Source organism: Taibaiella koreensis (genome assembly GCF_003545715.1).
Classification (GTDB): domain Bacteria; phylum Bacteroidota; class Bacteroidia; order Chitinophagales; family Chitinophagaceae; genus Taibaiella; species Taibaiella koreensis.
Window position 1 is genome coordinate 23,683 of sequence record NZ_QVNU01000002.1, and the last position, 22,210, is coordinate 45,892.

Below are 22,210 nucleotides of genomic sequence, written 5' to 3' on the forward strand. Positions count from 1 at the left end.
CATTGTTCACATCCCTATACGATTACCTGGCAAAGCACAAAACACTATACTGGCTTTGTTTCATCTCTCTGTTTGTCCTTTGTATCCTTGGCGCTACCCGCATCCGCTTTGTCGACGATATCAATAAGATGATCCCGCACGATCCTTCGATCGAGGCTATGAACGAAGTGCTGAACAAGACCAGGACCGGGGAGCAGATCATCTTTAGCTTATCCTTTGGCGACAGCACAATCAGCGATCCCGACAGCCTGATCAGGGCCAGCACGGCGCTGGAGCGGGATCTGGCGCAAACAGGAAAGGGATATATCAAAGCAATACAGGCGCAGATCGACGAAGAAAAAGAACAGCAATTCTCCACACTGGCCCTCCAATACCTGCCCTTGCTGCTGGAAGCACAAGACTATCGTACCATCGATTCTCTTATACAACCCGCACAGCTCAAAGCTACCCTGGCCAAGGAGCATAAATTACTGCTTTCTCCGGCGGGCATGGTCGCCAAACAATGGATCGCCCAGGATCCCGCAGGGATCATTCCCATTGCCTTCCGTAAGCTGCAATCGCTGCAGTTTGATCCCGGCTATGAGCTATACAACGGCTATATCTTCAGCCGGGACGGCAAGCGGTTGACCTTTCTGCTGGACCTGAGCTACCCGGCCTCCGCAACAGGAAGAAATGCGGTCTTCTTCGAAAAAACCGACCGGCTCCTGGCACAATGGCAAAAAGAACGACCCGGCCTGCACATCAGCTATTTCGGCGGGCCGGCCGTAGCGGCGGGCAATGCCGTACAAATGCGGACCGACACGATACTCACGCTCAGCATCACTATTGTATTGCTGCTGGCGCTGACCTTCTATGTATTCCGGCGTAAACGGGCGCCCTTCCTGCTCATGGTGCCGGTTGTATTCGGCGCAGTATTCGGCCTGGCCATAACGGCACTGGTACAAGGTAGCGTTTCGATAATTGCCCTGGGTGCCGGGGCCATTATCCTCGGTATTGCGATCGATTTTTCGGTGCACTTCATGAGCCATGCCCGCAGCCATCCCGATATGCGTGAAAATGTGCGTACGCTGGTATTCCCGCTCACGCTGGGCGCTATTACCACTGTGGGCGCCTTCCTCGCGCTCCGGTTTGCCAATGCGCCCCTGCTGCAGGATCTTGGCCTGTTTGCAGCCGCCAGCCTCACAGGTGCTTCTTTGTTCACGCTGATCTTCCTGCCGCATTTGTTGAAAGGGCAGGCAGATCGCATCAGCCATACGCCATCCAAGCCCAATTGGATCGACAAGCTGGCGAAGCTACGGCCGGAAGGCAATAAATGGCTGCTGGCATTGGTACTATGTGCTACGCCCGTACTCTGGTATTTTGCCCGGAAGGTACAATTCGACGGCGACCTCATGCACCTTAACTACATGTCGCCCCGGCTGAAAACGGCCCAGGACGAGCTCAACAGGAACAACACTTATGCGCTGAGCTCGGTATTTGTGGTGGCAAAGGATAGGAGTGCCGAGGGCGCTGCGCAAAAACTGGAAACGATCGCTGCAACCACCGCAAAGCTGCAGGCAGATGGCCACATACGCAATAGTCTGAACCCCACCCTGCTCCTCCCCTCAGAACAGGAACAGCGCCGCCGGCTGCAACGATGGCATGCCTTTTGGAGTGGGGAGCGGAAGAACAGGACCTGGACGGCGGTACAGGAAGCAGCCGCTGCAGAAGGCTTCAGCCCCGGGGCCTTCGACGGATTCCGGCAGATGCTGCAGCAGGAGTACACCTTGTTTGACACGGCTGCCCGCAACTTCTTGCTGCAATTATTCCCCAACAGCATCAATGAAAAAGACGGCCTGCATTACGCCATAGCGGCCCTTAAGGTGACACCCGGCGCCCGGAAAGATGTGCTGCAGGCGTTTTCCAATAACCACACTATTGCCGCGACCGATAAGCAGGCGGTATCGGAACGGTTGCTGGCCCTGCTGCAGCAGGATTTCAACAAGCTGCTGCTTTATTCGGGGCTGCTGGTATTCCTGGCCTTGCTTATCGCTTATGGCCGTATAGAGCTGGCGCTGATCTCCTTCCTACCTATGGCCCTCACCTGGGTATGGATACTGGGCATCATGAGCCTGCTGGGCCTGCAATTCAACATTGTCAATATCATCATCTCGACGTTGATCTTCGGGCTGGGCGACGATTACAGCATCTTTATGATGGATAGCCTGATGGAAAAATACCGGACCGGCGAAAGCAAGATCAGCCATGCCCGCTCGGCCGTGTACCTGTCTGTACTTACCACCCTCATTGGTCTCGGCACGCTTATTTTTGCCAGGCATCCGGCCCTGCATTCCATCGCCGTGATCGCCATGCTGGGCTTGCTTAGCGTGGTTTTCGTATCGCAGGTGCTGCAACCCTTCCTGTTCAACTTCATGATACAACGCAGGGCCGACAAGGGCTTTATGCCCTTTACCTTATGGAGCTTGTGCAAATCAACATTCTCTTTCCTGTACTTTTTTACCGGCTGCCTGCTGGTTACCCTGGCCGGTATCGTCCTCATCAGCCTGAGGCCTTTTGGTAAAGCGCGGAGCAAATATATCTTCCACTATTTCCTCAGCAAGTATACGGGCAGCGTGATGTACATCATGACCAATGTAGCCAAGAAGGTATTCCGTAACGGAGAGACCTTCAGCAAGCCCGCCATTTATATCGCCAACCATTCCTCCTTCCTCGACATCCTGCTCACAACCATGCTGCACCCCAAAATGGTACTGCTGACCAACCGCTGGGTATGGCGTTCCCCGGTGTTCGGCAAGATCGTGCGCATGGCGGAATACTACCCGGTGGCCGATGGCGCAGAGGATAGCATAGAACCCTTGCGCGACCTTGTACAGCGGGGTTACGGGATCATAGTATTTCCGGAAGGCACCCGCTCCTATGACGACACGATACACCGCTTCCACAAAGGCGCCTTCTATATTGCCGAGCAACTGCAGCTGGATGTGGTACCCCTGGTATTGCACGGCGTGCATTATACCATGCAGAAAGGTGATTTCCTGCTTAAGGATGGCACAACCACCCTGAAGCTGCATCCGCATATCGCCCCTGGCGATACGGCTTTCGGAGAAGGATACAGCCAGCGTGCCAAAATGATCAGCCGTCATTTCCGCAAGCTGTTCGCTGCAGAAAAAGCAGCCAACGAAACGCCCAAATATTTCCGGGAGCAGATCATCAAGGGCAATATATACAAAGGCCCTGTGCTGGAATGGTATTGCCGCATTAAAACGAAGCTGGAACATAACTACGAGCCCTTCCATAGCCTGCTGCCCCTTACAGGCCTCTTCTACGACCTGGGTTGCGGCTACGGTTTCATGACCTATATGTTGCACTGGGCGTCGGAAGACAGGCAGTTTATTGGCGTGGATTATGATGAGGACAAGATCGTGGCTGCGCAGCATCATTATCTGCGGGAGAAAGCCCGTAAGCTTCATCACCGCAAGCACAGAAAGCTACAAACATCCATACCCGCCCCGCCAGGCGCCGAGCCCCTGATCCGTTTCGAGCAGGCCGACATTACCCGATACGCGCTGCAACCCTGTCAGGGCATCATCATCAGCGATGTGCTGCATTACCTGTTACCGGAGCAGCAACGGGCAGTTTTGGACAAATGCTATGCCGCCCTGGATCCGGGCGGCGTACTCATCCTGCGCGACGGCGTCGAAGAGCTGGAGGCACGGCACGAAGGCACCAAGCGTACAGAGATGTGGTCGACAAAGATCCTGGGCTTCAATAAAACACAGAACGGACTGCACTTTCTGAGCCGGACCTTCATCGAGCGCTGGGCTGCAGAAAGGTCTATGAGCGTTGAGATATTGGACCTGACAAAGAAGACAAGCAACCTCATTTTCGTACTCCGTAAGTAAGCCCCGCTTAGCGTGCGGTCATCAGACGGGTGTTTTCCACTTTCATCATAAAATAAGGGAATGCAGCTGACGGCTTCTCCATAAGCATTACAAAGGGCTTATCGAAGAGTAGCAACTTAGGCGCTGGTTGTTGCACTACAGGTCCGGGAGCAGCCGACCCTGCTGCCAGCACCGCCTCACTTTCCACTTTAGCGCCGTATTCATCGAGAAGCAGCGCCGTGCGCTGACCTGCTTTCTGGATGCGCAAGGGGCGCTGCTCTCCTTGTAGGATACGGCCAACAAGCGTTGTATAGGCAGCATGTATATTGAAACAAAGCCGGGGAACGGAGAGGCGGTCGCCCTTGTTGAGCGTGTATTTCCAGGCCTCTTCCGTTATCTGCATTTCCTCGGCGCCCTGTGCTATTGCCTTGCCAATTGCGGCATACATACCGGAGAGCGGCGTTTCCTGCTCAAAGCCGCGGGCGAGTATCAGACGGTCGTTGCTGCTGCGGGTACGAAGTTCTACAATAAAGTGCTCATCATCCTTATAATACAGGATCAGTACCTGCTCCGACAATTGACCGGAATAATCACGCATGCCGAAGCCTTTTACATGCTGCCCGAGAAAGGTAAGATCTGCAATTGTATCAAAGGGCATTTCAAAAGCGACGGTACGTTTAAAGGCCGTTTGAATACTGATCATCTCGCCCGACACGGCAACGTCCTTGTCATACTCGCCCTCGTCAAGCGTATTTTTCCAGGAGCTGGAAGTATGGATCAGTTGAAGTATGGGCTCCCCGGCCGGTACCGAAAGATGCCCGTGCTGGGTTTCCCTTAGCGCGTCCCAGGTATAAAGGAAAGCCGGGGTATAAACGACATTAAGACCCGGTGTGAACGGCTCTTCCATCGTGGTCACAAAAACGGTGCGGTCTGCCCCGGTCAGTTCCGTTACCGGTGGCAGGCTATGTTCATCGACAGGGGGCTTCTTCTTTTCCGCCGGCCGGCTATCCGGGTTTCGTTCATTGCATTGTACAAAGAGTACTGACAGGAGGGCTAAGGCAAGACATTTGTTTTTCATGGGATAGAGAGATGATTGATATTGATAATGTCACCAGCCACGCGATTATTACCTGTCCCGGCTAAAAAAGAAGGTTGCTGTTCAAACGAAGAAAGCAGACCTTGTAGTCTGCGTTCAACTGTAATGCCAATAGGATGCCGCTAGTGCACAATAAACACTTTGCCGCCGGGGTTGAATTGCCTTCTCAGCGAATCGATCAGCTTAGTGGTATCTGCAATACCATTCACCGGCATAACCACATAAAAGCTGGCCGAATCCGGCGCATACAGCTCGACACTGTTGCCATACGATTTCAGCTTGGCAACCCTGCTTTCGGCTTTATCCCTGGTGGGATATTGCTGCAATACGACCTTATAGCTGCCATCGGCAGATGCTACAGGGGCTGTTGTTGGTGTTGTTGGTGTTGCTGTGTCGCTCACCGGCGGTGTTGTGGTAACCGCAGCTGTCGCAGTATCATTCGTGGCCGAGGCTTCCTGCTGGGAGACTGGTGTCTCCTTATTTTTATTCAGGTATATGATCAGGTAAGCAATACCGCCTACCACTGCCAGCAGGATCACGATCAAAGCTATGATCTTGCCCCAGTTTACCGAGGGGGCTTTGTACTCGATCTCTTCATCTGCCTTGGGCTCCCGTATCGTGGTGCGCTCGATGATATTACTGATGGCTTCTTCCTTTTTCTGGGTTACTGCAGGGCTGTTCCGGAAGAAAGGAATGGCCTTGCCTTCAATCTGCAGCTGGGGATCAGTGACGAAATGGATACTTTCGTTGGCGCCGCCGGTAAACTTGCCGATACCAGGTATGATCACCTCGCGTCCCTCCCGCAGATCCATGCGCGCGCGGGCACAAAAATCCTTCAGGTGGTTGGCAGCATGAGCAATACTGATGCGTTCGTTGTTGGCGATGAAATTGGCAAAGGAATCATCGATTGAACCTCCGGCCTGGCGGTATTTCACTTCGTAGACAGGCGCAGTCATCTTCTGTGTTTCCTTATCATATACAGAAGGCCGCTTTTCTATCTGAAGGCTCCCGATCCCCGGCATGAAACAATATTCATTTTTCAGGAGAAACAATCCTACATAGTTGGCTATATCCATTTCAATTACAATGTTGTATGCTGTAAAGTTTTTTTGCAAAAAATTCGGTTCCCGGCAACAGACCTAGAATTTAAACCGCAGACCGCCTATAATGTTGAATCCGTAAGCCTGGTATTGGTTCCAACGCTCGTACTTTGTGCCCAATATATTATTCAATTGTAAAAATATAGATAAACGGGGAATTATATTGTATTCGGCTCCCGCGCTCAGGTCGAAAAAGCCAGGTAGCTTATGACTATCGCCATTCCGCTCGAGCGCATAGATGCCATCCCAGAAGTCGGCATTGATATTGATGTGCAGCTGCTGCATGGGATGGATGTACATATTGCCTCCCAGTCGCAGCATAGGTTCATGAAATGCTTTGTCGAAGGTCGTAGTCTTGTAAAAATTGTACCAGGTGCCGCTGGCGCTGAGGCCGAATATATTCCCTACCTGATAACGGATAAAGGCGTCCAGGCTGATGGCCTGCACTTTACTGTCGTACACCACTGCAAACTGCTTGCCGTCCTCGCTCAATGCATAGTCGTTAACAAACAAGGCCTGGTCTTTCCATTGCCGCCAGCTCACTGTACCACCGAAAGACACATGCTGCGCCAGCGCGCTTTCGAAGCCGCCGTATACCTGGTCGGTTTTCGATTGCTTTACATCGTAGATATTGTATAGGAATGGATTCTTGGCACTCAGCTGTTGGTAGGTATTCTGCACAAGGTCGCCCTTCCAGCCCGCTACCAGCGCCAGGCCGCTATTGAACAGATTGGCCTTCAGACGCAGATCGGGCAACAGATAGCAGGTATTGTCCTTACCCCAGGTGGGGCTTACGCCGATATGGATATTGGTATTACTGAAATGAACGTCCAATGCGGGATTTACCTGGATCAGGTTATTCCCGATGTTTGAAGAATCATTCTTGAACTGCGTAAAATTCCCCCTTACGCCGAGCGAAAAGCTCAGCGTGGAATCGATAGCAACACTGGCCGGCACATCGAAAGCGAAGGTGCGTTCCTTAGCATTGAATTTGTCGCTGTACATACCGAAATCCAGTGTGGGCTTGTACCATATATTCCAGCGATTGGCCGTTGTATTTTCGGCCCCTATACGGACATTGCCTCCGGTAAAAACCTGTTTGATACCGTTCTTAGCGTATTCAAAACTATCGTGGTCATAGCCATAATAGGTATAGCCACGGCGCAGCACGTTCAATTCGGCACTCAGCGCATGTCCTCCTGTATAGTATTTCCCGGCGGCATCGAAGCCCGTACGGGACGATTGCTGATTGGTAAGCGGACCTTTCTGCGACAGGTGGGAAAAGTGAAAGCTGGTTTCATATTCTTCCGAACGCAGGCTGCCTACTCCTGCATCCACATAGATAGAGCTCAGGTTGCCAAAGCCGGCCTTCAGATAATTCTGGAAAGGCATCAGGCGGTCCTGCCGGCCCAGGGCCAGCGGCCGTATCGGTACCGAATGATAAGTATAGCTAAGTGTTTGCTGCGGCACCTCGTACTGGAAGCGGGGACGTGAGGTATCGATATTGGGCAGCGTAGGCGTGATCACCGGCTTTACCGGCTTGGCGATCTCCGGCTTATAAGATTGTGTAATCTCGATGGTCTGCCCGGCTATTGTGGTATCGTTTCTTCGCTGCTGGGCCCTGGCCGGCATAGCAGCCAGCGCCAAAGCTCCGGCGGCAAGTAAAGGAATATATCTGCAGATCAGGTTCATTAATAAATGGGGTTAAGCGATTCAAGCATTATTCTTCTGTCAGTTTGGATTTTGCCTTTTCCAGGGTCTTTAGTTTCTCAAGCTTCTGGTTGGCCTCATCCCTTATATCCTTATCCTTGTTGTTTTTGATAATACTTTGCAACGTTGCCTTGGCATTGAAGTAGTCCTTTTGCTCGATAAGGATATCGGCGATCAGCATATAGGACCGAACGACCCAGTAATCGGAGCCGCCTGCAGCCTGCGCGGCATAGCTGGCCTGGGCTTCCGCCTCTTTAAGCTGCTTCTGGGCCAACAATATTTCAGCAAGGCGATAGCGGGCTTCCGCGCTGGCCTCGCCTATGTTTTTCTTATCGATTACCTGGTACAGCGCTTTGGCATCGTCCAGCTTCCCGTTACGCTGCAAAGCTTTTGCCTTGTACAGCTGGGCCTCATTCAGCAAGCCGCTGTTCACCTCAGGAAGAGCAATCAGCGTATCGGCATAGGCATCGGCTGCCGCATAGCTTTGCTGCTCAAACGATGACCGCAGCAGCCCGGCGTAAGCCTTTTGCAAGTTGGTATTGTCCATCGCAGCATTACGCAGGACTGTATAATATTTTTGTGCGGCGGCATAGTCCTTGTTGCGGAAGGTAATATCTGCAGCGCGGGCAGCAGCCTCGTCGGCAAAATCGCTCCAGCCACTGCTGACCACAGCCTCAAAATCGGCAAGGGCATTGGTCTGGTCCTTCATCTGGTAGTAGGACTCACCGCGGTAATAATGCGCTTTTGTAGCCATACCTCCTTTGGGAAACTGACCCAGATATTTGCTAAAGGCCAGGGTGGCCTTGCTCCAGTTGCCGTTACCATATTCGGTTTCTGCAACGGCATAAAAAGTATTTTCTACGCCGGCATTATCCTGTGCCGGCATATTATTCTCTTTCAGGAAAGCGGCATAAGCCTCTGGCTGACCGGTAGCGATGTACAGGTTCCGGAGCGCCTCCAGTGCGACATTCCGGTCAGTTGCAGCCGGATAATCGGCTATATATTTTTTCAGAGCGGCAATTGCTTCCTCATTACGATTGGCCTCCTGGTAAGCATAAGCCAGCTTGAGCATGGCTTTAGCTTTCAGGTTGTCGTTTATAGCGCCGTTGCCCGTTACAGATTGCAGCAAAGTAATGGCTTCTGCGTAGCGGTCCAGTTCCAGGTAAGATACGGCCAGCTCGTATTGCGCATCATTCTTGTAGTCGGAAGCCGGGGTTTTGCTCACGATGCCCTGGAGCAGGTTGATCTTCTCCTCCTGCTTATCCTGCAGTCCAAGAATAAGCGCCTTTTGGTAACGGGCATAATCGGGATTACCGGCATTACCTGCAATCGCCTTATCATAAAGCTGGGCAGCTTTATCAAATTCTTTCTGCATAAACATGGCATCCGCCTCACGTACCACGGCATCGGAGATCAGCTGGCTGTTGGTGCCATCGTTGCTTTTTTGCGCCTGGGAAAAAGCGTCACGGGCATTACCGAAGTTTTCCGTCTCCAGCTCGGCATAGCCTATGTTGAGGTTAGCATTCTGTATAGTCGCTTGCGGACTTATCCGCCGAACACTTTCTTCCTGACCCTTCGTCCTGTCCAGGAAGGTTTTGCTGTATTGCACTGCTTGCGGATAACGCTTTTCCCGGTAAGCGATATCACCTTTCCAGAAATAGGCGATCGCTTCATAGACGGGGCTGATCGGTTGCTGCAAGGTCAGGCTCAGCACACTGTCGGCAGTGTAGTATTGGCTGTTCTGCATCAATTGCAGGGCGCGACCCAATCCTACCTGCTGGTACACCGCCCAGGTCGCATTGTCTTTTACGGCCATATCGCTCATGATGGCAAATGCCTCGCTGTAGTTACTGCTTTTGGCCAGCAGACCAGTCAAGAGTTTCTGTGCTTCTGTAGTGAAGGCAGAATTGGGATACTGCTTCAGAAAATCGTACAGCTTGCGGGTGGCAATGCTCTCGCTGCCAAGCTCGTAAGAAAGCTTGGCATACAGGAACGCTGAGGCTTCTTTTTGCGAAGCATTAAAATCCATATCGGCACAAATTCCGAAAGCATTCCGGGCGCCCTTTTTGTCTCCGGTCTTCAGATAGCAATCCCCCAACAAGTACATCGCTGTTTGGCCCAGCGAATCCTGGGCGTTGCTCAGGGGCTGGAATTTTTCGATCGCCTGCGGCCATTTTTCCAGCCGGTAGTAAGCATAAGCCAGCTCATACAGTTCTTCTTTCCTTATCTTCTCCGAATTGTCGTAGTAGTATTCGAAGTAGGGCAGCGCTTCCTTGAATTTCTTTTGTTCAAACAAGGTTTGCCCCGTCAGCAGGCGCATTTCCTTATCGTAGAATAGCTTTTCCTTTTTGCGCAGGTAACGGTTGGACAATACAAGCACCTCTTCATATTTACCCTGAAAGTAGAGTATCTCCGCTTCATAGTAAGGTACGATATCCTTGTATGCTTCCTGGTTATGGATACGTTCAAAGCTTTTCATGGCTTCGTCGTAGCTCTTGTCGTTGTAGGCCAGCAGACCGTAGTAGTAGTTGCCGGCATCGTAGTATTTGTTGTCCGGCAGTTCCTTAATCACGGCAAACAACGGCTTTGATTTATCGAAGTCCCGTTCATTGAAATAGCAGTAAGCCAGCTCAAACTTGGCATCGGCAATCTCGCTGTTGCTCAGATTATCGATACCGGCAAGCTCATAGTTTTGGATCGCAGCCGGGAGATTGTTGTGCTGGAAGTAATATTGCGCCAGGGCAAAGGCGGCACGCTGCCGGTAAACCGGGTTTACGGTCGTGCCGATATAGTCGGTGATCTCTTCAACGGCATGGTAAGCATTAGCCTTCAGGTTGCTCAGGGCCAAGATATATTTTGCCTGCTGTATAGACAGCAGCAGGGTCTCTTTATTCAGACTTTCGGTTGGTTGGAAAGGTTGTTTCAAAAAGTCGGTTACGGAAGCCGCGGCCAGCACATAATGCTCCTGTTGGAATTGTTCCACGCCATGCTTTAGCAGGGCATACTCGCTACGATTACTTACCGGTACCTGGGCCAGAGTGTCGGGAGCGGACAAGGTGAAGGAGATGACCGAAAGGATACCGGAATATAAAAAAAGGCGTTTCAAAGATGCGCTCATTCAAAGCTCGAATTTAACGTAAAACAGTGTATCTTACTGAATATTAGATTTTAATCTTTTTTGAAATGCAGCAAAGATAAAGAAATGGACCCTGAGTTTTGTGTAACCAAAATATAAAGATTTGTTAGCCTGGGAAGGCCCCGCAATGGTCACCAACGCGTCAAAATCGATACTTACAAGAGGCGCTCAGGCACGCTTTATGGAATTCATCAGTATATTTACAACTATGCTAAAAAATACATCTCTATGCGATCATTCATTTTGCTGCTACTGACGCTCCCCTTGTTCCTGTTTTCCTGCAAAAGCGGCTTTGAGCACAACCGTGCCGGCATGGAAAAGCTCAACAAGGAACTGAAAGAGGAATTTAACGCCAATGCCTGGTATACCAGCATCGAGCTGGCCAACAGTGGCGGATCGGACGATGTGGTTACAGTAGACCTCACCAAAGACCCCAATTCGCTGAAGCAGGAGCAATGGTCGCAATTTCACGGTTTCTGGGACAAAAAGGCCGATATAACCTTATCCATACAGGGCGCAGCGCCCAAGTCCTTCATGTTCCAGCTGGACAAAGAGATAAGCCTGGGCAAGCTGGGCGACCTCATGGACGTCTCCCGCAAGCAATTGGCCGCAAAAGGAGCCGATGATGCGCAGGTTATCCTGGCGCAAATTAAAGCCAGCCAGCAGATGAATACGAAAGAAGAAGGGATCTATTACGCAATATCTTTCGAAAGCAAGAAGCAGAACAAAAGCTACAATTTTGTCTACAATCTCGACGGCAGCCTCAGGAAACTGAATGAATAGCGCCTGTCACAAGCCTTTGTCCGTTATAAGGCGGCATAACGCTCCAGCAATGCCGCAATAAGCCGCTTCCGGTCGTATTTCTCCTCCATCAGCTGTCGCGCCGCCGCGCCCAATTCCTGTATTTTACCTGGTTGCCGGACCAGTTCAGCTATCCGCTGTACAAAATCTTCCGGTGTATGGGCCAGCATAACATGCTCGCCATCCTGCGCTTCAATACCCTCAAGGCCCATTGGTGTGGTAACAATGGTCTTCCCCATCGCCATACCCTGGAAGATCTTGATCCGTACGCCGCCGCCCGACAGCAAGGGCACAACGAGTATGCTTTTGTCCCGTTCAAAGGCCAGCGCATCAGGCACTTCGCCCAGGACTGTTACCTGAGGCGCCTTCAGGCGCAAATAACGCTCCGGCATATTACGGCCTGCCAGGTAGAGTGTTGTTCCCGGCAGGTGCTTGCGCACCAGGGGCATTACTTTTTCCAGCAACCAGTCGACACTCTCCTGGTTGGGCAGCCAATCCATAGCACCAATATGGTACAGGCTTAGCGGCTGGCTATCCGAGGGACAATAGGGCACTTTGTCCACCTCAATGCCGAAGGGATGAAGGAACATCGGTTGCTCAGTACCCAGAGCCTTGTACAGGCGGGCATCTTCGCGGGAAATAGGTAGTATAAGGTCGTAATCCTGCAGGTGCTGCAGCTCAAATTGCTTCAATCGCCGGGTGAGCAATTTCAGGTAGGCTTTCTTCAAAGGGTTGCGGGCCCGGGCAGCCAGGCGCTCCCAGATGCGGTACTCGATATTATGCTGCCGGATACTGATCTTTGCCTTGCTGTATTGCCTTATCACATTGACATAAGGAACCACATACAGGCCCTCCAGCTGCACCACATCAAACGTTTCCCGCTGCAGCAGCCGGATCAGCGCCTGTTCGTACTCCGGCGAAATAAAGCGATCGATATTGTAGGAGGTGTCTTTGAACAGGTTCAGCAAGGCATCCAGTGGCTTAATGTGGTTATCGACTTTTATCGCTTCGAAATGGTCCAGCTCCCCGTACAGCGGCGGCAAGGCTGCGGTATCGACCCAATGCCGTGTGGTATTCATCGCCAGCATGCTGAGCGATACGCCTGCCTGCAGAAAGCCTTCGGTATAGTAGTGAATGCCGATGCTGCCCCCGTCGTTGAGGGGATAAGGTATCCGGTTGACCAGCTGCAGGATCTTCATAGGCAGATAAAGAAACGATATGACATTTGGCGCTGCAAGATAACGATTCCCTTTCCCTTTTGCCTAACTTTGCAGCGGCGCCACAGGCAGGCATGGTGAGCCTGCTGCCGGCACAACATCATTTCTTAAAATAAAACAATATGTCTGCAACGACAAAACTGGATATAGCCAAAATAAGGGCAGATTTCCCCCTGCTGCAAACAGAGGTCTATGGCAGGCCGGTAGTGTATTTCGACAACGGTGCCACAACGCAGAAACCGCTCCCTGTGCTACAGGCCCTGGAAGAGTATTATCGCAGCTACAACAGCAATGTGCATCGTGGCGTTCATTTTTTGAGTCAGAAGGCGACAGACGGCCAGGAGGCTGCCCGCAGGAAAGTAGCGCAATTTATCAATGCCCGGCATGATCACGAGATCATCTTTACCCGTGGCACTACGGAAAGCATTAACCTGGTGGCATATTCTTTTGGCAAAAGGTTTCTGCAACCCGGCGACGAGATCATTATTTCTGCCATGGAGCATCATTCCAATATCGTTCCCTGGCAGCTGGCCTGTGAGGATCGCGGAGCGGTGCTCAAAGTGGTTCCGATGGACGCCAACGGCGACCTGATGCTGGACGAGTATGAAAAGCTGTTTTCGGAAAAAACGAAGATCGTAGCGCTTACCTGGGTCTCCAATTCGTTGGGCACCGTGAATCCCGTGCAGGAGCTTGTTGCCAGGGCGCATGCCCGTCAGGTACCGGTACTGCTCGATGCGGCACAGGCGATACAGCATACGCCTGTTGATGTACAGTCGCTGGACGTGGATTTCCTGGTATTCAGCGGGCACAAGATCTATGCACCTACGGGTGTAGGCGTATTGTACGGCAAAGAAAGCCTGCTGAACGAGATGCCGCCCTACCAGGGCGGCGGCTCAATGATCAAGCAGGTGACTTTTGCCAAAACCACATGGGCCGACCTGCCTTTTAAGTTTGAAGCCGGCACGCCCGATGTATCGGGCATCATAGGCCTGGGCGCCGCGCTGGATTATGTGAACGAGATCGGGCTGGAAGCCATCATAGAAGCCGAGCATGAGCTGATGCAATATGCCTCGGAGCGGCTGCAAACAATTCCAGGGCTGCGCATCATCGGCCAGCCAAAAGAAAAAGCCGGCACCATTTCTTTCCTGGTGGAAGGCATACATCCTTTCGACCTGGGCGAGCTGCTGGACAAGCAAAGCATAGCTGTACGCACCGGTCACCATTGCTGCCAGCCGGTAATGGAATTTTTCAATATACCCGGCACGGTACGAGCATCCTTCTCCTTTTACAATACCAAAGAAGAAGTGGATCGCCTGGTGGAAGGCATTAAAAAAAGCGCAGCGATGCTGGGGTAAATAACGGGTTGGCAGGTGGAAAGTGGGCAATGGAAGTGTCAGCGATGAGAAAGCAGGTAATGGGCAATGGGCCGTCAGATAATTGATGGTTAGTGGCGGTTAAGTAATTTCCAGCGGGATGGGAAGCTTGCCTGCATCGACGCCCATATGAATATAATTCCTGTGCGTGATACTGTTATTTGGGGAATTACTGATCTTTGCCAACTAACGATTGCCACTGATAATTGCTCATTACAGACAAGACGCTCCACATGTACCAATCCGAAGACGAACAGCGCCTTTCCCTCTGGGCCAAAGAGCTGCTGGGCCATACCGACACGGAAATCCCTTCTGAAAAGATAGACCGCCTGCGGGCAGTGATCAATTACAACGACTGGAAATATTATGTGCAGGACAACCCCGTACTGGCCGACGCCGAATACGATGCCCTGTTCCGCCAGCTGAAAGATATCGAGGCCGCTCATCCCGATCTTGTGAGCGCCGACTCGCCCACACAACGCATTGCCCTGGGCCTGAGCGAACAGTTTAATGCCGTCGCACACCTGGTACCGATGCTCAGCCTGGAAAATTCCTATAACGCCAACGACTTGAGAGAATGGGACCGCCGTTGCCGCGAAGGCGCGAAGGTGGACCACATCGAGTATACGGTCGAACCTAAGTATGACGGCGCCGGCATTTCGCTGTATTTCGAGGACGATAAGCTGGTGCGGGGCGCGACGCGCGGCGATGGTATCATGGGCGAAGACATTACCCCCAATATACGGCAGATCAAATCGATCCCGCTTTCGGCGCCCTTGTCGAAGCAGCATGTCCAGTCGCTGGAAATAAGAGGCGAGGTAATCATACACAAGGAAACCTTTAAGAAATACAACGAGCAAAGGGTGGCCGAAGGCCTGGCCCCATTGGCCAATCCGCGCAATGCCGCTTCGGGCACCTTGCGTATGCTCGATCCCAGGGAGGTTGCCAAAAGAGGCCTCAGCGCTGTGCTGTACCATGTGAGCTACCATACCACAGAGAACAACCAACCCGATCCTGAAGTGCTCACTACCCACTACGGCACACTGGAATGGCTGTACAGTATGGGCTTCAACTCACCGGTAAAGAGCATGAAGCGCTGCAACACCATAGATGAGGTGATCGATTATTGCCTCGACTTTGAGCAGCATCGCGATGATCTGCCTTTTGAGATCGACGGCATGGTGGTCAAGATCAACCACCTGGACATACAGGATCAACTGGGCATGACCACCCATCACCCACGCTGGGCCATAGCCTATAAATTCAAAGCCCGGCAGGCCACCAGCAAATTGCAGCGTGTAGAATTCCAGGTGGGCCGCACCGGCAGCATTACCCCGGTAGCCAAGATCGATCCCGTACCCATCGGCGGTGTTACGGTAACCAGCGTATCCCTGTTCAATGAAGAAGTGATCAAAGAGAAAGACCTCAAGATCGGTGATACCGTGCTGGTGGAACGTGCCGGCGATGTGATCCCTTATATCGTCAAATCGAATCCAGAGCTGCGCGACGGTACCGAGCAGGAGATCATTTTTCCCCGTCAATGCCCTGTTTGTTCCGAAGATCTCTTTAAGCCCGAAGGCGAGGCTGCCTGGCGCTGCATCAACCTTAGCTGTCCGGCACAGGTGGTAGAGCGTATTATCCATTTTGCTTCGAAAGACGCCATGGACATCCGTAGCCTGGGTGATGCCAATATCCGCCGTTTCTACGAGATGGGTCTGTTGAAAGATATTGCCGGCATTTATAAGATCGACTTCGATGCCATACGACAGCTGGATAAGTTTGGTGAAAAATCGGTGGTGAACCTGCAACAGGCTATTGAAAAGTCCAAGCAGCAATCGCTCAACCGGCTTATATTCGGTTTGGGTATCCGCTATGTGGGAGAAACGACAGCCAAGACGCTGGCCAATGCCATCGACCATCTTCAGGATTTTGCATCCTGGTCGGTTGAACAACTGTGTACCCTGGAAGATATTGGCCCCAAAGTGGCCGGTTCGGTACACCAGTTTTTCCAGACACATGAAAATGTCCATCTGCTGAATGAGCTGGAGGCCCTGGGCCTCACGCTCACCAACACGCATAAGCGCAATGCCGCTACTGAAGACGGCGCCCTTAGCGGCAAGACCTTCCTGTTTACCGGCACACTATCCCATTTCAAGCGTAACGACGCCGAAGTTATGGTGGAAGAACGCGGCGGTAAATTGCTCAGCGGTGTCAGCAGCAAGCTCAATTACCTTATCGTGGGAGAAGATGCCGGATCCAAGCTGGAAAAGGCCAAAAAGCTGGGTACGGTGAAAGTGCTCACCGAGCAGGAGTTCCTGGAACTCATTAAAGAATAAATTACTAGACCTTGTATAGCAGCGCGCTTTTCCTACCGGAAAGGCGCGCTGCTATAGTAATATACAAAAAATACCGCGTATATCCATGCGGGACGGCTAATGGCCAGATCAAACAAAAAAATATCGCGCTGCCACAGGCATATCGTAACTTTACGTTCCTGGAACTTTTAAGTTCCGCAACGATGGGTTTCCCCTGGAAACCTATATTCATTCAAGCAAAATAATCCATGCCAGCAACAGGAGCCCCTCCGAAGAAAAGAGCCAAAACGACAGCAGCAGCACCAGAGCAGGACGCCATTGTGATACAAGGTGCGCGCATGCACAACCTGAAAAATATTACCGTTTCGATCCCCCGCAACAAGCTTGTGGTGGTCACGGGTGTATCCGGTTCGGGCAAGTCGTCCCTGACCATGGATACTTTATTCGCCGAAGGCCAGCGCCGCTATGCAGAAAGCCTGAGCGCCTACGCCCGCCAGTTCCTGATGCGTATGGACAAGCCCGATGTCGATTTTATCAAAGGCATTTGCCCGGCCATAGCTATCGAGCAAAAGGTGACCACGCGTACCCCACGGTCTACCGTAGGCTCGATGACCGAGCTGCAGGATTACCTGCGTCTTCTCTATGCACGCGTGGGGCGGACCTATTCTCCCGTCTCAGGCAAAGAAGTGAAGAAAGACGACGTAACCGATGTGGTGGATTTTATTAAAAGTATGCCTTCCGGGACTAAGATACAGATCATGGTGCCTTTCCGTACGCTGAGCGGCCGTAGTGCAGCGGAAGAGATGAATATCCTGCTGCAGAAGGGCTTTTCAAGGATCTATGTGCAGGAAAAGAAAAATGCGGCCGGCGAGGTAGTCCGTATCGAGGATGTGCTGGAAAATGACGCCCTGATGCCGGGTACCAAGGCGCAGATCTACCTGTTGATCGACCGTATCGTTGCTAAAGATGACTTTGATGAGGACGACTTGCACCGTATTGCCGACTCTGTACAAACGGCATTTTACGAGAGTGATGGCGAATGTCTGCTTGAGACCGGCGGCGCCAAGCTGCATACCTTCAACAACCGCTTTGAGGCCGACGGCATGACCTTCGAGGAGCCCAGCCCCAATTTCTTTTCCTTCAACAACCCTTATGGTGCCTGCCCCGTATGCGAAGGTTTCGGACAGGTGCTGGGTATCGACGAGGACCTGGTGATCCCCGACAAGGGACTCAGCGTCTATGAAGATGCTGTAGTCTGCTGGAAGGGAGAAAAGATGTCGGAATGGAAAGACTCATTCATTCGTACGGAAGGCAAAAAAGGCTTTCCTATACACAAGCCGGTATCGGACCTGAACGCAGAGCAAAGTACCGTACTGCAAAAATGGATCGACGATTTTTTCAAAATGGTGGAGCAGAACCTGTACAAGATCCAGTACCGTGTGATGCAGGCCCGCTACCGCGGCCGCACCAAATGCCCTACCTGCAACGGTACCCGCCTGAGACCCGATGCCTTGTATGTAAAGATCAACGGCGAGCACATTGCTGCCTTAAGCGACATGCCGGTATCGGATCTCAATACCTGGTTTGAGCGCATCAAGCTTACGCCGCATGAGCAAACCATCGCTACCCGTATCCTCATAGAGATCAACCAAAGGCTAAAAACCTTACTGGATGTGGGCTTGAACTATCTTACACTTAACCGCCTGGCCAATTCGCTTTCCGGCGGTGAAAGCCAGCGTATACAGCTGACCAAATTCCTGGGCAGCAACCTTACCGATTCGTTATATATACTGGATGAGCCCAGCATAGGCTTACATCCCAGGGATACCGCCCGGCTGATCAAAGTGCTGAAGCATTTACGCGACCTCAACAATACGGTAGTGGTGGTAGAGCACGATGAGATGATGATGGAAGAAGCCGACTACATTATCGACATGGGGCCATTAGCGTCACATCTGGGTGGTGAAGTGATTGCCAGCGGCAGCTATCCCGAAATACTGAAAGCCCCCAAAAGCCTTACCGGCCAATATCTTTCCGGTGCGCTCAGGGTGATCAGCCGCAAAGAGACGCAGAAGCCCGTTAAACGCAGAGCGATACAGTTTATTAAGCTGGAAGGCTGCCGGCAACATAACCTCAAGAACATTGATGTTGCTTTCCCGCTGAATATGCTGTGCGTGGTGACCGGTGTCAGTGGATCGGGCAAGACCACGCTCGTAAAACAGACCCTGTATCCCGCGCTGATGAAGCATTTCGGCGAGGGTACCGACCGGCCGGGGCTACACCGTTCGCTTGGCGGCGACCTCAAGAGCATCGCCCAGGTGGAAATGGTGGACCAGAACCCCATAGGCAAGTCGAGCCGCAGCAATCCGGTAACTTATATCAAAGCTTACGACGAGATCCGCAACCTTTTTGCCAAACAAAGAATAGCGAAGATGCGGGGTTTCCAGCCCAAGCATTTTTCCTTCAACGTAGACGGCGGCCGCTGTGATACCTGCAAAGGCGAGGGCGAGGTGATCGTGGAAATGCAGTTCCTGGCCGATGTGCACCTGCTGTGCGAAAGCTGTAAGGGCAAACGTTTTAAAGACGAGGTGCTGGAAGTGACCTATCGTGAAAAGAGCATCCACGATGTACTGGAGATGAGCGTAGATGAGGCGATCGATTTCTTTAAAGACGAGAAAGTGCTGGCCCAGAGGCTGCAGCCCTTAAGCGACGTGGGACTGGGCTATGTAAAACTGGGTCAGTCGAGCAATACCCTTAGCGGTGGAGAAGCGCAGCGCGTTAAGCTCGCCTCTTTCCTGGGCAGGGGCGTCACCAAAGAAAAGATCCTGTTCATTTTTGACGAGCCTACTACTGGTCTGCACTTTCATGACATCAACAAACTGCTGCGTTCGTTCAACGAACTCATCGAGCACGGTCATTCCATTATCGTAATCGAGCACAATACCGATGTGATCCGTAATGCCGACTGGCTTATCGACATTGGGCCGGAAGGCGGCGCCGGTGGCGGACAGCTTCTGTACAGCGGCGAGCCGGACGGCATCAAGCAGGTAAAAGAGAGCCATACGGCGCAGTACTTATAAACATAAGCGGCAATTGCCCTAAAAAGGCTCAAGCCTGTTGCATGGAGCGATCCGGCGTGCAAACAGGCTTGAGCCTTTTATTTTTTGTTACACTCCGGCTACATCGGCCATGAAACAGATGCTGCCTCCCACCGTTCAAACCGCTATCGCGTTCTGACCGGCAAGCCGTGCCACCGCAGACAATGTCATGCGGCATGATGAAAAACAGGAAAGTGTTTTCCCTGGCAAAAAAATATCCGGTTCCCTTGTGGAATTTGGTTTGTGATCTCATCCTGTTGTTATAAAAGCTTAAGAACATGAATAACAGCATCCATATTCCGAAACCCTGTCATGAGAACTGGGACAATATGTTACGGGAAGAGCAGGGCAGGCATTGCCTGAGCTGCTGCAAGACCGTAGTCGATTTTTCCACCTGGGACAACGAAAGCATCCTGGCCTACCTGCAGAACAAAAATGGCGAAAGGGTTTGCGGACGCTTTAATGCGGAACAAGTAGCAAGCGTGCCGGCGCCTTCACAACAGGAATTGCTGCAGGGTGTATTCCGCTCGGCAATGCCGCTGCTGCGCAAAATAGCTGCCGTGATCGTGCTTTACTTTGGCCTGGGCAGTGTGCAGGAAACGCATGCTCAGAAGGTAGTAGGTAAGATTAAAGTAACCCAACAACCACAACAGCAGCTCCTGGGCGAACCGGCAGTAATGCAGCCGGCGGATACCGCTAAACCTCAAGCTGTGCCACAGGTTGATACCTTTAAGCCGCAAATCATGGGTATGATAAGGATGCCAGATCCTGCGCCGAAGAATCAGCCTAAGAAGAAAGTGTCTACAACGGCGAAGAAGCCTACCCGGTAACCGGTAAACAAATATGCCCGGGATAGGGTATTGATCAGCCTGGAGAAAAACTTCAGCTTTGCTTGAAACACCTTTTTATGAAGAAAAAACAAGTAAGCCTGAAGAAACTAACGCTAAACAAACAGGTGATCAGCAAACTGGACCGTAAGCACATCCTGGGTGGCGGTACGTTTTTCCGCTGCAGCGACGACAACCCTATCCCTCCGATAGATGTCACTCTAAACGCAGGTTGCCAGTTTGATACCGTCGGATGCCCTGGCCCTTCGGATGGGGGAACCTGCGATTGGGTCACCAACTGCATTTGCGATTCGATCGTTACCTGCCAGGTTTGCTAATGCTCACTACGAAAACAAGCTTTACTAAAGGAGCCCGGCAACGGGCTCTTTTTTATACCATATATCCGGCGATAGCATCAATGCAGTGTCCAGCCCAGCAACAGCCAGCCCAGCACGATGAGCGGCGCCGGTATACGGGTGAATTGCAGCAGGCAGAAGGTGATGATGACGACCACTAAGCTCATGAAGTCGAAGCCCGTCCTGTTGATCTCCATAAAAAGGATGATGCCCGAAGCCCATATCACACCTACGATCACGGCATTGATGCCTTCCAGCGAACGGTAGATCACCACATGCTGCTTGAGGTTCTGGTATACAGGAAAAAGAAAAAGGAGCAATAAGGTGCTCGGCAGAAAGATGGCGATGATGCTGACCAGGCAGCCTGCGGCCTGCCAGACCGGTCCAAACTTGCTCATAGCCAAACCACCCACGAAGGCGCAAACGGAGAACACCGGCCCCGGCATGGCCTGTACCAGGCCGAAGCCGGTCATGAGTTCGCCCGGCGTCATATAAGGCGTAAAGCCACGCTTGGCAGGCAGGCTCACAAACTGTACCAGCATCATAGGGATCAGCGCCTGCCCTCCACCAAATACGATGCTGCCGAAACGGTAAAAATTCTCGAACAGGTTTACGATACGGCGGTGCTCCCATTGCTGGTGACGGGCGATCTCGCTGACCACACCAGCGGCTATAAACACCAATGCAAATACCAGCAGGTTGATCCACTTGACCGGCTTGGGTTTTTCTACCTTGTTTACAATGCGTTTATTGCTGAAATTGGTAAGAATGCCGGCAATCAAGAGCAATACGGGGAAAAGCCAAGGCGATCGTATGAGCACCGTGAGTATGCCTCCACCGATCATAATCGCCAGCGTCATTTTATTGGATACGCTGCGCTGCATCATGTTGATGGCGGCATAACAGACAAAGCCTACTGACATAGGCCGTACATACAGGAAAAGATTTTGCTGTATGGACTTTGTATCGAGAAAATAGACGAGGAAAGAAAAAGCCGACATCAGCAAGGTTGCCGGCAATATCCATATGAGCAGCGTAACGATGGCTAGCGGAATACCGCCACGCTTCCACCCGATCAGCATCACGGTCTGCGTAGACGAGGGGCCGGGCAGCATCTGGCAAAAGGAATTGTATTCGATCAGTTCTTCCTCGGTTACATCTTTCCGCTTACGCACAAAGGTCTTTACCATCATACCAATATGCCCCTGCGGTCCGCCGAAGGCCGTAAGCGAATAGGCGAAGACTGCCTTGAGGAAAGGGATATGGCGCAGGAACATGTAGGGAAATAAGCTAAAAGATG

Annotated in this window: 13 protein-coding genes; 7 read left to right on the plus strand and 6 right to left on the minus strand. The window is 51.9% G+C overall.

The window, feature by feature from the left end; translation table 11 throughout:
- The first annotated feature begins 2 nt into the window (after positions 1-2).
- The gene (locus tag DZK30_RS07085) at positions 3-3,902 is read left to right on the plus strand and encodes a trifunctional MMPL family transporter/lysophospholipid acyltransferase/class I SAM-dependent methyltransferase (RefSeq protein WP_162902920.1); all 3,900 of its coding nucleotides are present in this window, start codon (positions 3-5) and stop codon (positions 3,900-3,902) included.
- Between the two features lie 7 nt (positions 3,903-3,909).
- On the opposite strand, the gene DZK30_RS07090 is transcribed toward DZK30_RS07085, so the two are convergent.
- The 4 genes from DZK30_RS07090 to DZK30_RS07105 form a co-directional block, all read right to left on the minus strand.
- The gene (locus tag DZK30_RS07090) at positions 3,910-4,959 is read right to left on the minus strand and encodes a hypothetical protein (protein ID WP_118973436.1); all 1,050 of its coding nucleotides are present in this window, start codon (positions 4,957-4,959) and stop codon (positions 3,910-3,912) included.
- A gap of 140 nt (positions 4,960-5,099) precedes the next feature.
- Positions 5,100-6,053 carry a hypothetical protein gene (locus DZK30_RS07095; RefSeq protein WP_118973437.1) on the minus strand — a complete coding sequence of 318 codons (954 nt, stop codon included), beginning with the start codon at positions 6,051-6,053 and terminating at the stop codon, positions 5,100-5,102.
- Between the two features lie 63 nt (positions 6,054-6,116).
- Positions 6,117-7,769, minus strand: a complete 1,653-nt coding sequence (locus DZK30_RS07100) for a TonB-dependent receptor (protein ID WP_118973438.1) — start codon at positions 7,767-7,769, stop codon at positions 6,117-6,119.
- 28 nt (positions 7,770-7,797) lie between these two features.
- Entirely contained in the window at positions 7,798-10,905 is a 3,108-nt protein-coding gene (locus tag DZK30_RS07105) for a tetratricopeptide repeat protein (protein WP_118973439.1), read from the minus strand.
- A 246-nt stretch (positions 10,906-11,151) separates the two neighbouring features.
- Here DZK30_RS07105 and DZK30_RS07110 point away from each other — a divergent pair, with 246 nt between their 5' ends.
- On the plus strand, positions 11,152-11,706 hold the full coding sequence (locus DZK30_RS07110) for a hypothetical protein (RefSeq protein WP_162902921.1): 555 nt from the start codon (positions 11,152-11,154) through the stop codon (positions 11,704-11,706).
- Positions 11,707-11,729: 23 nt separating this feature from the next.
- Here the strand turns inward: DZK30_RS07110 and DZK30_RS07115 are convergent, their stop codons facing one another.
- Positions 11,730-12,923, minus strand: a complete 1,194-nt coding sequence (locus DZK30_RS07115) for a glycosyltransferase family 4 protein (RefSeq protein WP_118973441.1) — start codon at positions 12,921-12,923, stop codon at positions 11,730-11,732.
- 140 nt (positions 12,924-13,063) lie between these two features.
- On the opposite strand from DZK30_RS07115, the gene DZK30_RS07120 reads away from it, so the two are divergent.
- The 5 genes from DZK30_RS07120 (at position 13,064) to DZK30_RS07150 (ending at position 20,892) form a co-directional block, all read left to right on the plus strand.
- Positions 13,064-14,296, plus strand: coding sequence for an aminotransferase class V-fold PLP-dependent enzyme (locus DZK30_RS07120; RefSeq protein WP_118973442.1), 1,233 nt, complete (start codon positions 13,064-13,066; stop codon positions 14,294-14,296).
- A gap of 251 nt (positions 14,297-14,547) precedes the next feature.
- Positions 14,548-16,650 (plus strand): NAD-dependent DNA ligase LigA, encoded by a 2,103-nt coding sequence (gene ligA, locus DZK30_RS07125; RefSeq protein ID WP_118973443.1) that lies wholly within the window; start codon positions 14,548-14,550, stop codon positions 16,648-16,650.
- Positions 16,651-16,877: 227 nt separating this feature from the next.
- Positions 16,878-19,709 carry an excinuclease ABC subunit UvrA gene (uvrA, locus tag DZK30_RS07135; RefSeq protein WP_118973445.1) on the plus strand — a complete coding sequence of 944 codons (2,832 nt, stop codon included), beginning with the start codon at positions 16,878-16,880 and terminating at the stop codon, positions 19,707-19,709.
- Between the two features lie 296 nt (positions 19,710-20,005).
- Positions 20,006-20,557: a hypothetical protein gene (locus DZK30_RS07145; protein ID WP_118973447.1), complete on the plus strand. Its 552-nt coding sequence runs from the start codon at positions 20,006-20,008 to the stop codon at positions 20,555-20,557.
- A gap of 77 nt (positions 20,558-20,634) precedes the next feature.
- Complete coding sequence (locus DZK30_RS07150) at positions 20,635-20,892, plus strand: class I lanthipeptide (RefSeq protein ID WP_118973448.1); 258 nt, start codon at positions 20,635-20,637, stop codon at positions 20,890-20,892.
- 77 nt (positions 20,893-20,969) lie between these two features.
- Here DZK30_RS07150 and chrA read toward each other — a convergent pair whose 3' ends face one another.
- Positions 20,970-22,187: a chromate efflux transporter gene (gene chrA / locus DZK30_RS07155; RefSeq protein ID WP_118973449.1), complete on the minus strand. Its 1,218-nt coding sequence runs from the start codon at positions 22,185-22,187 to the stop codon at positions 20,970-20,972.
- Positions 22,188-22,210: the final 23 nt, after the last annotated feature.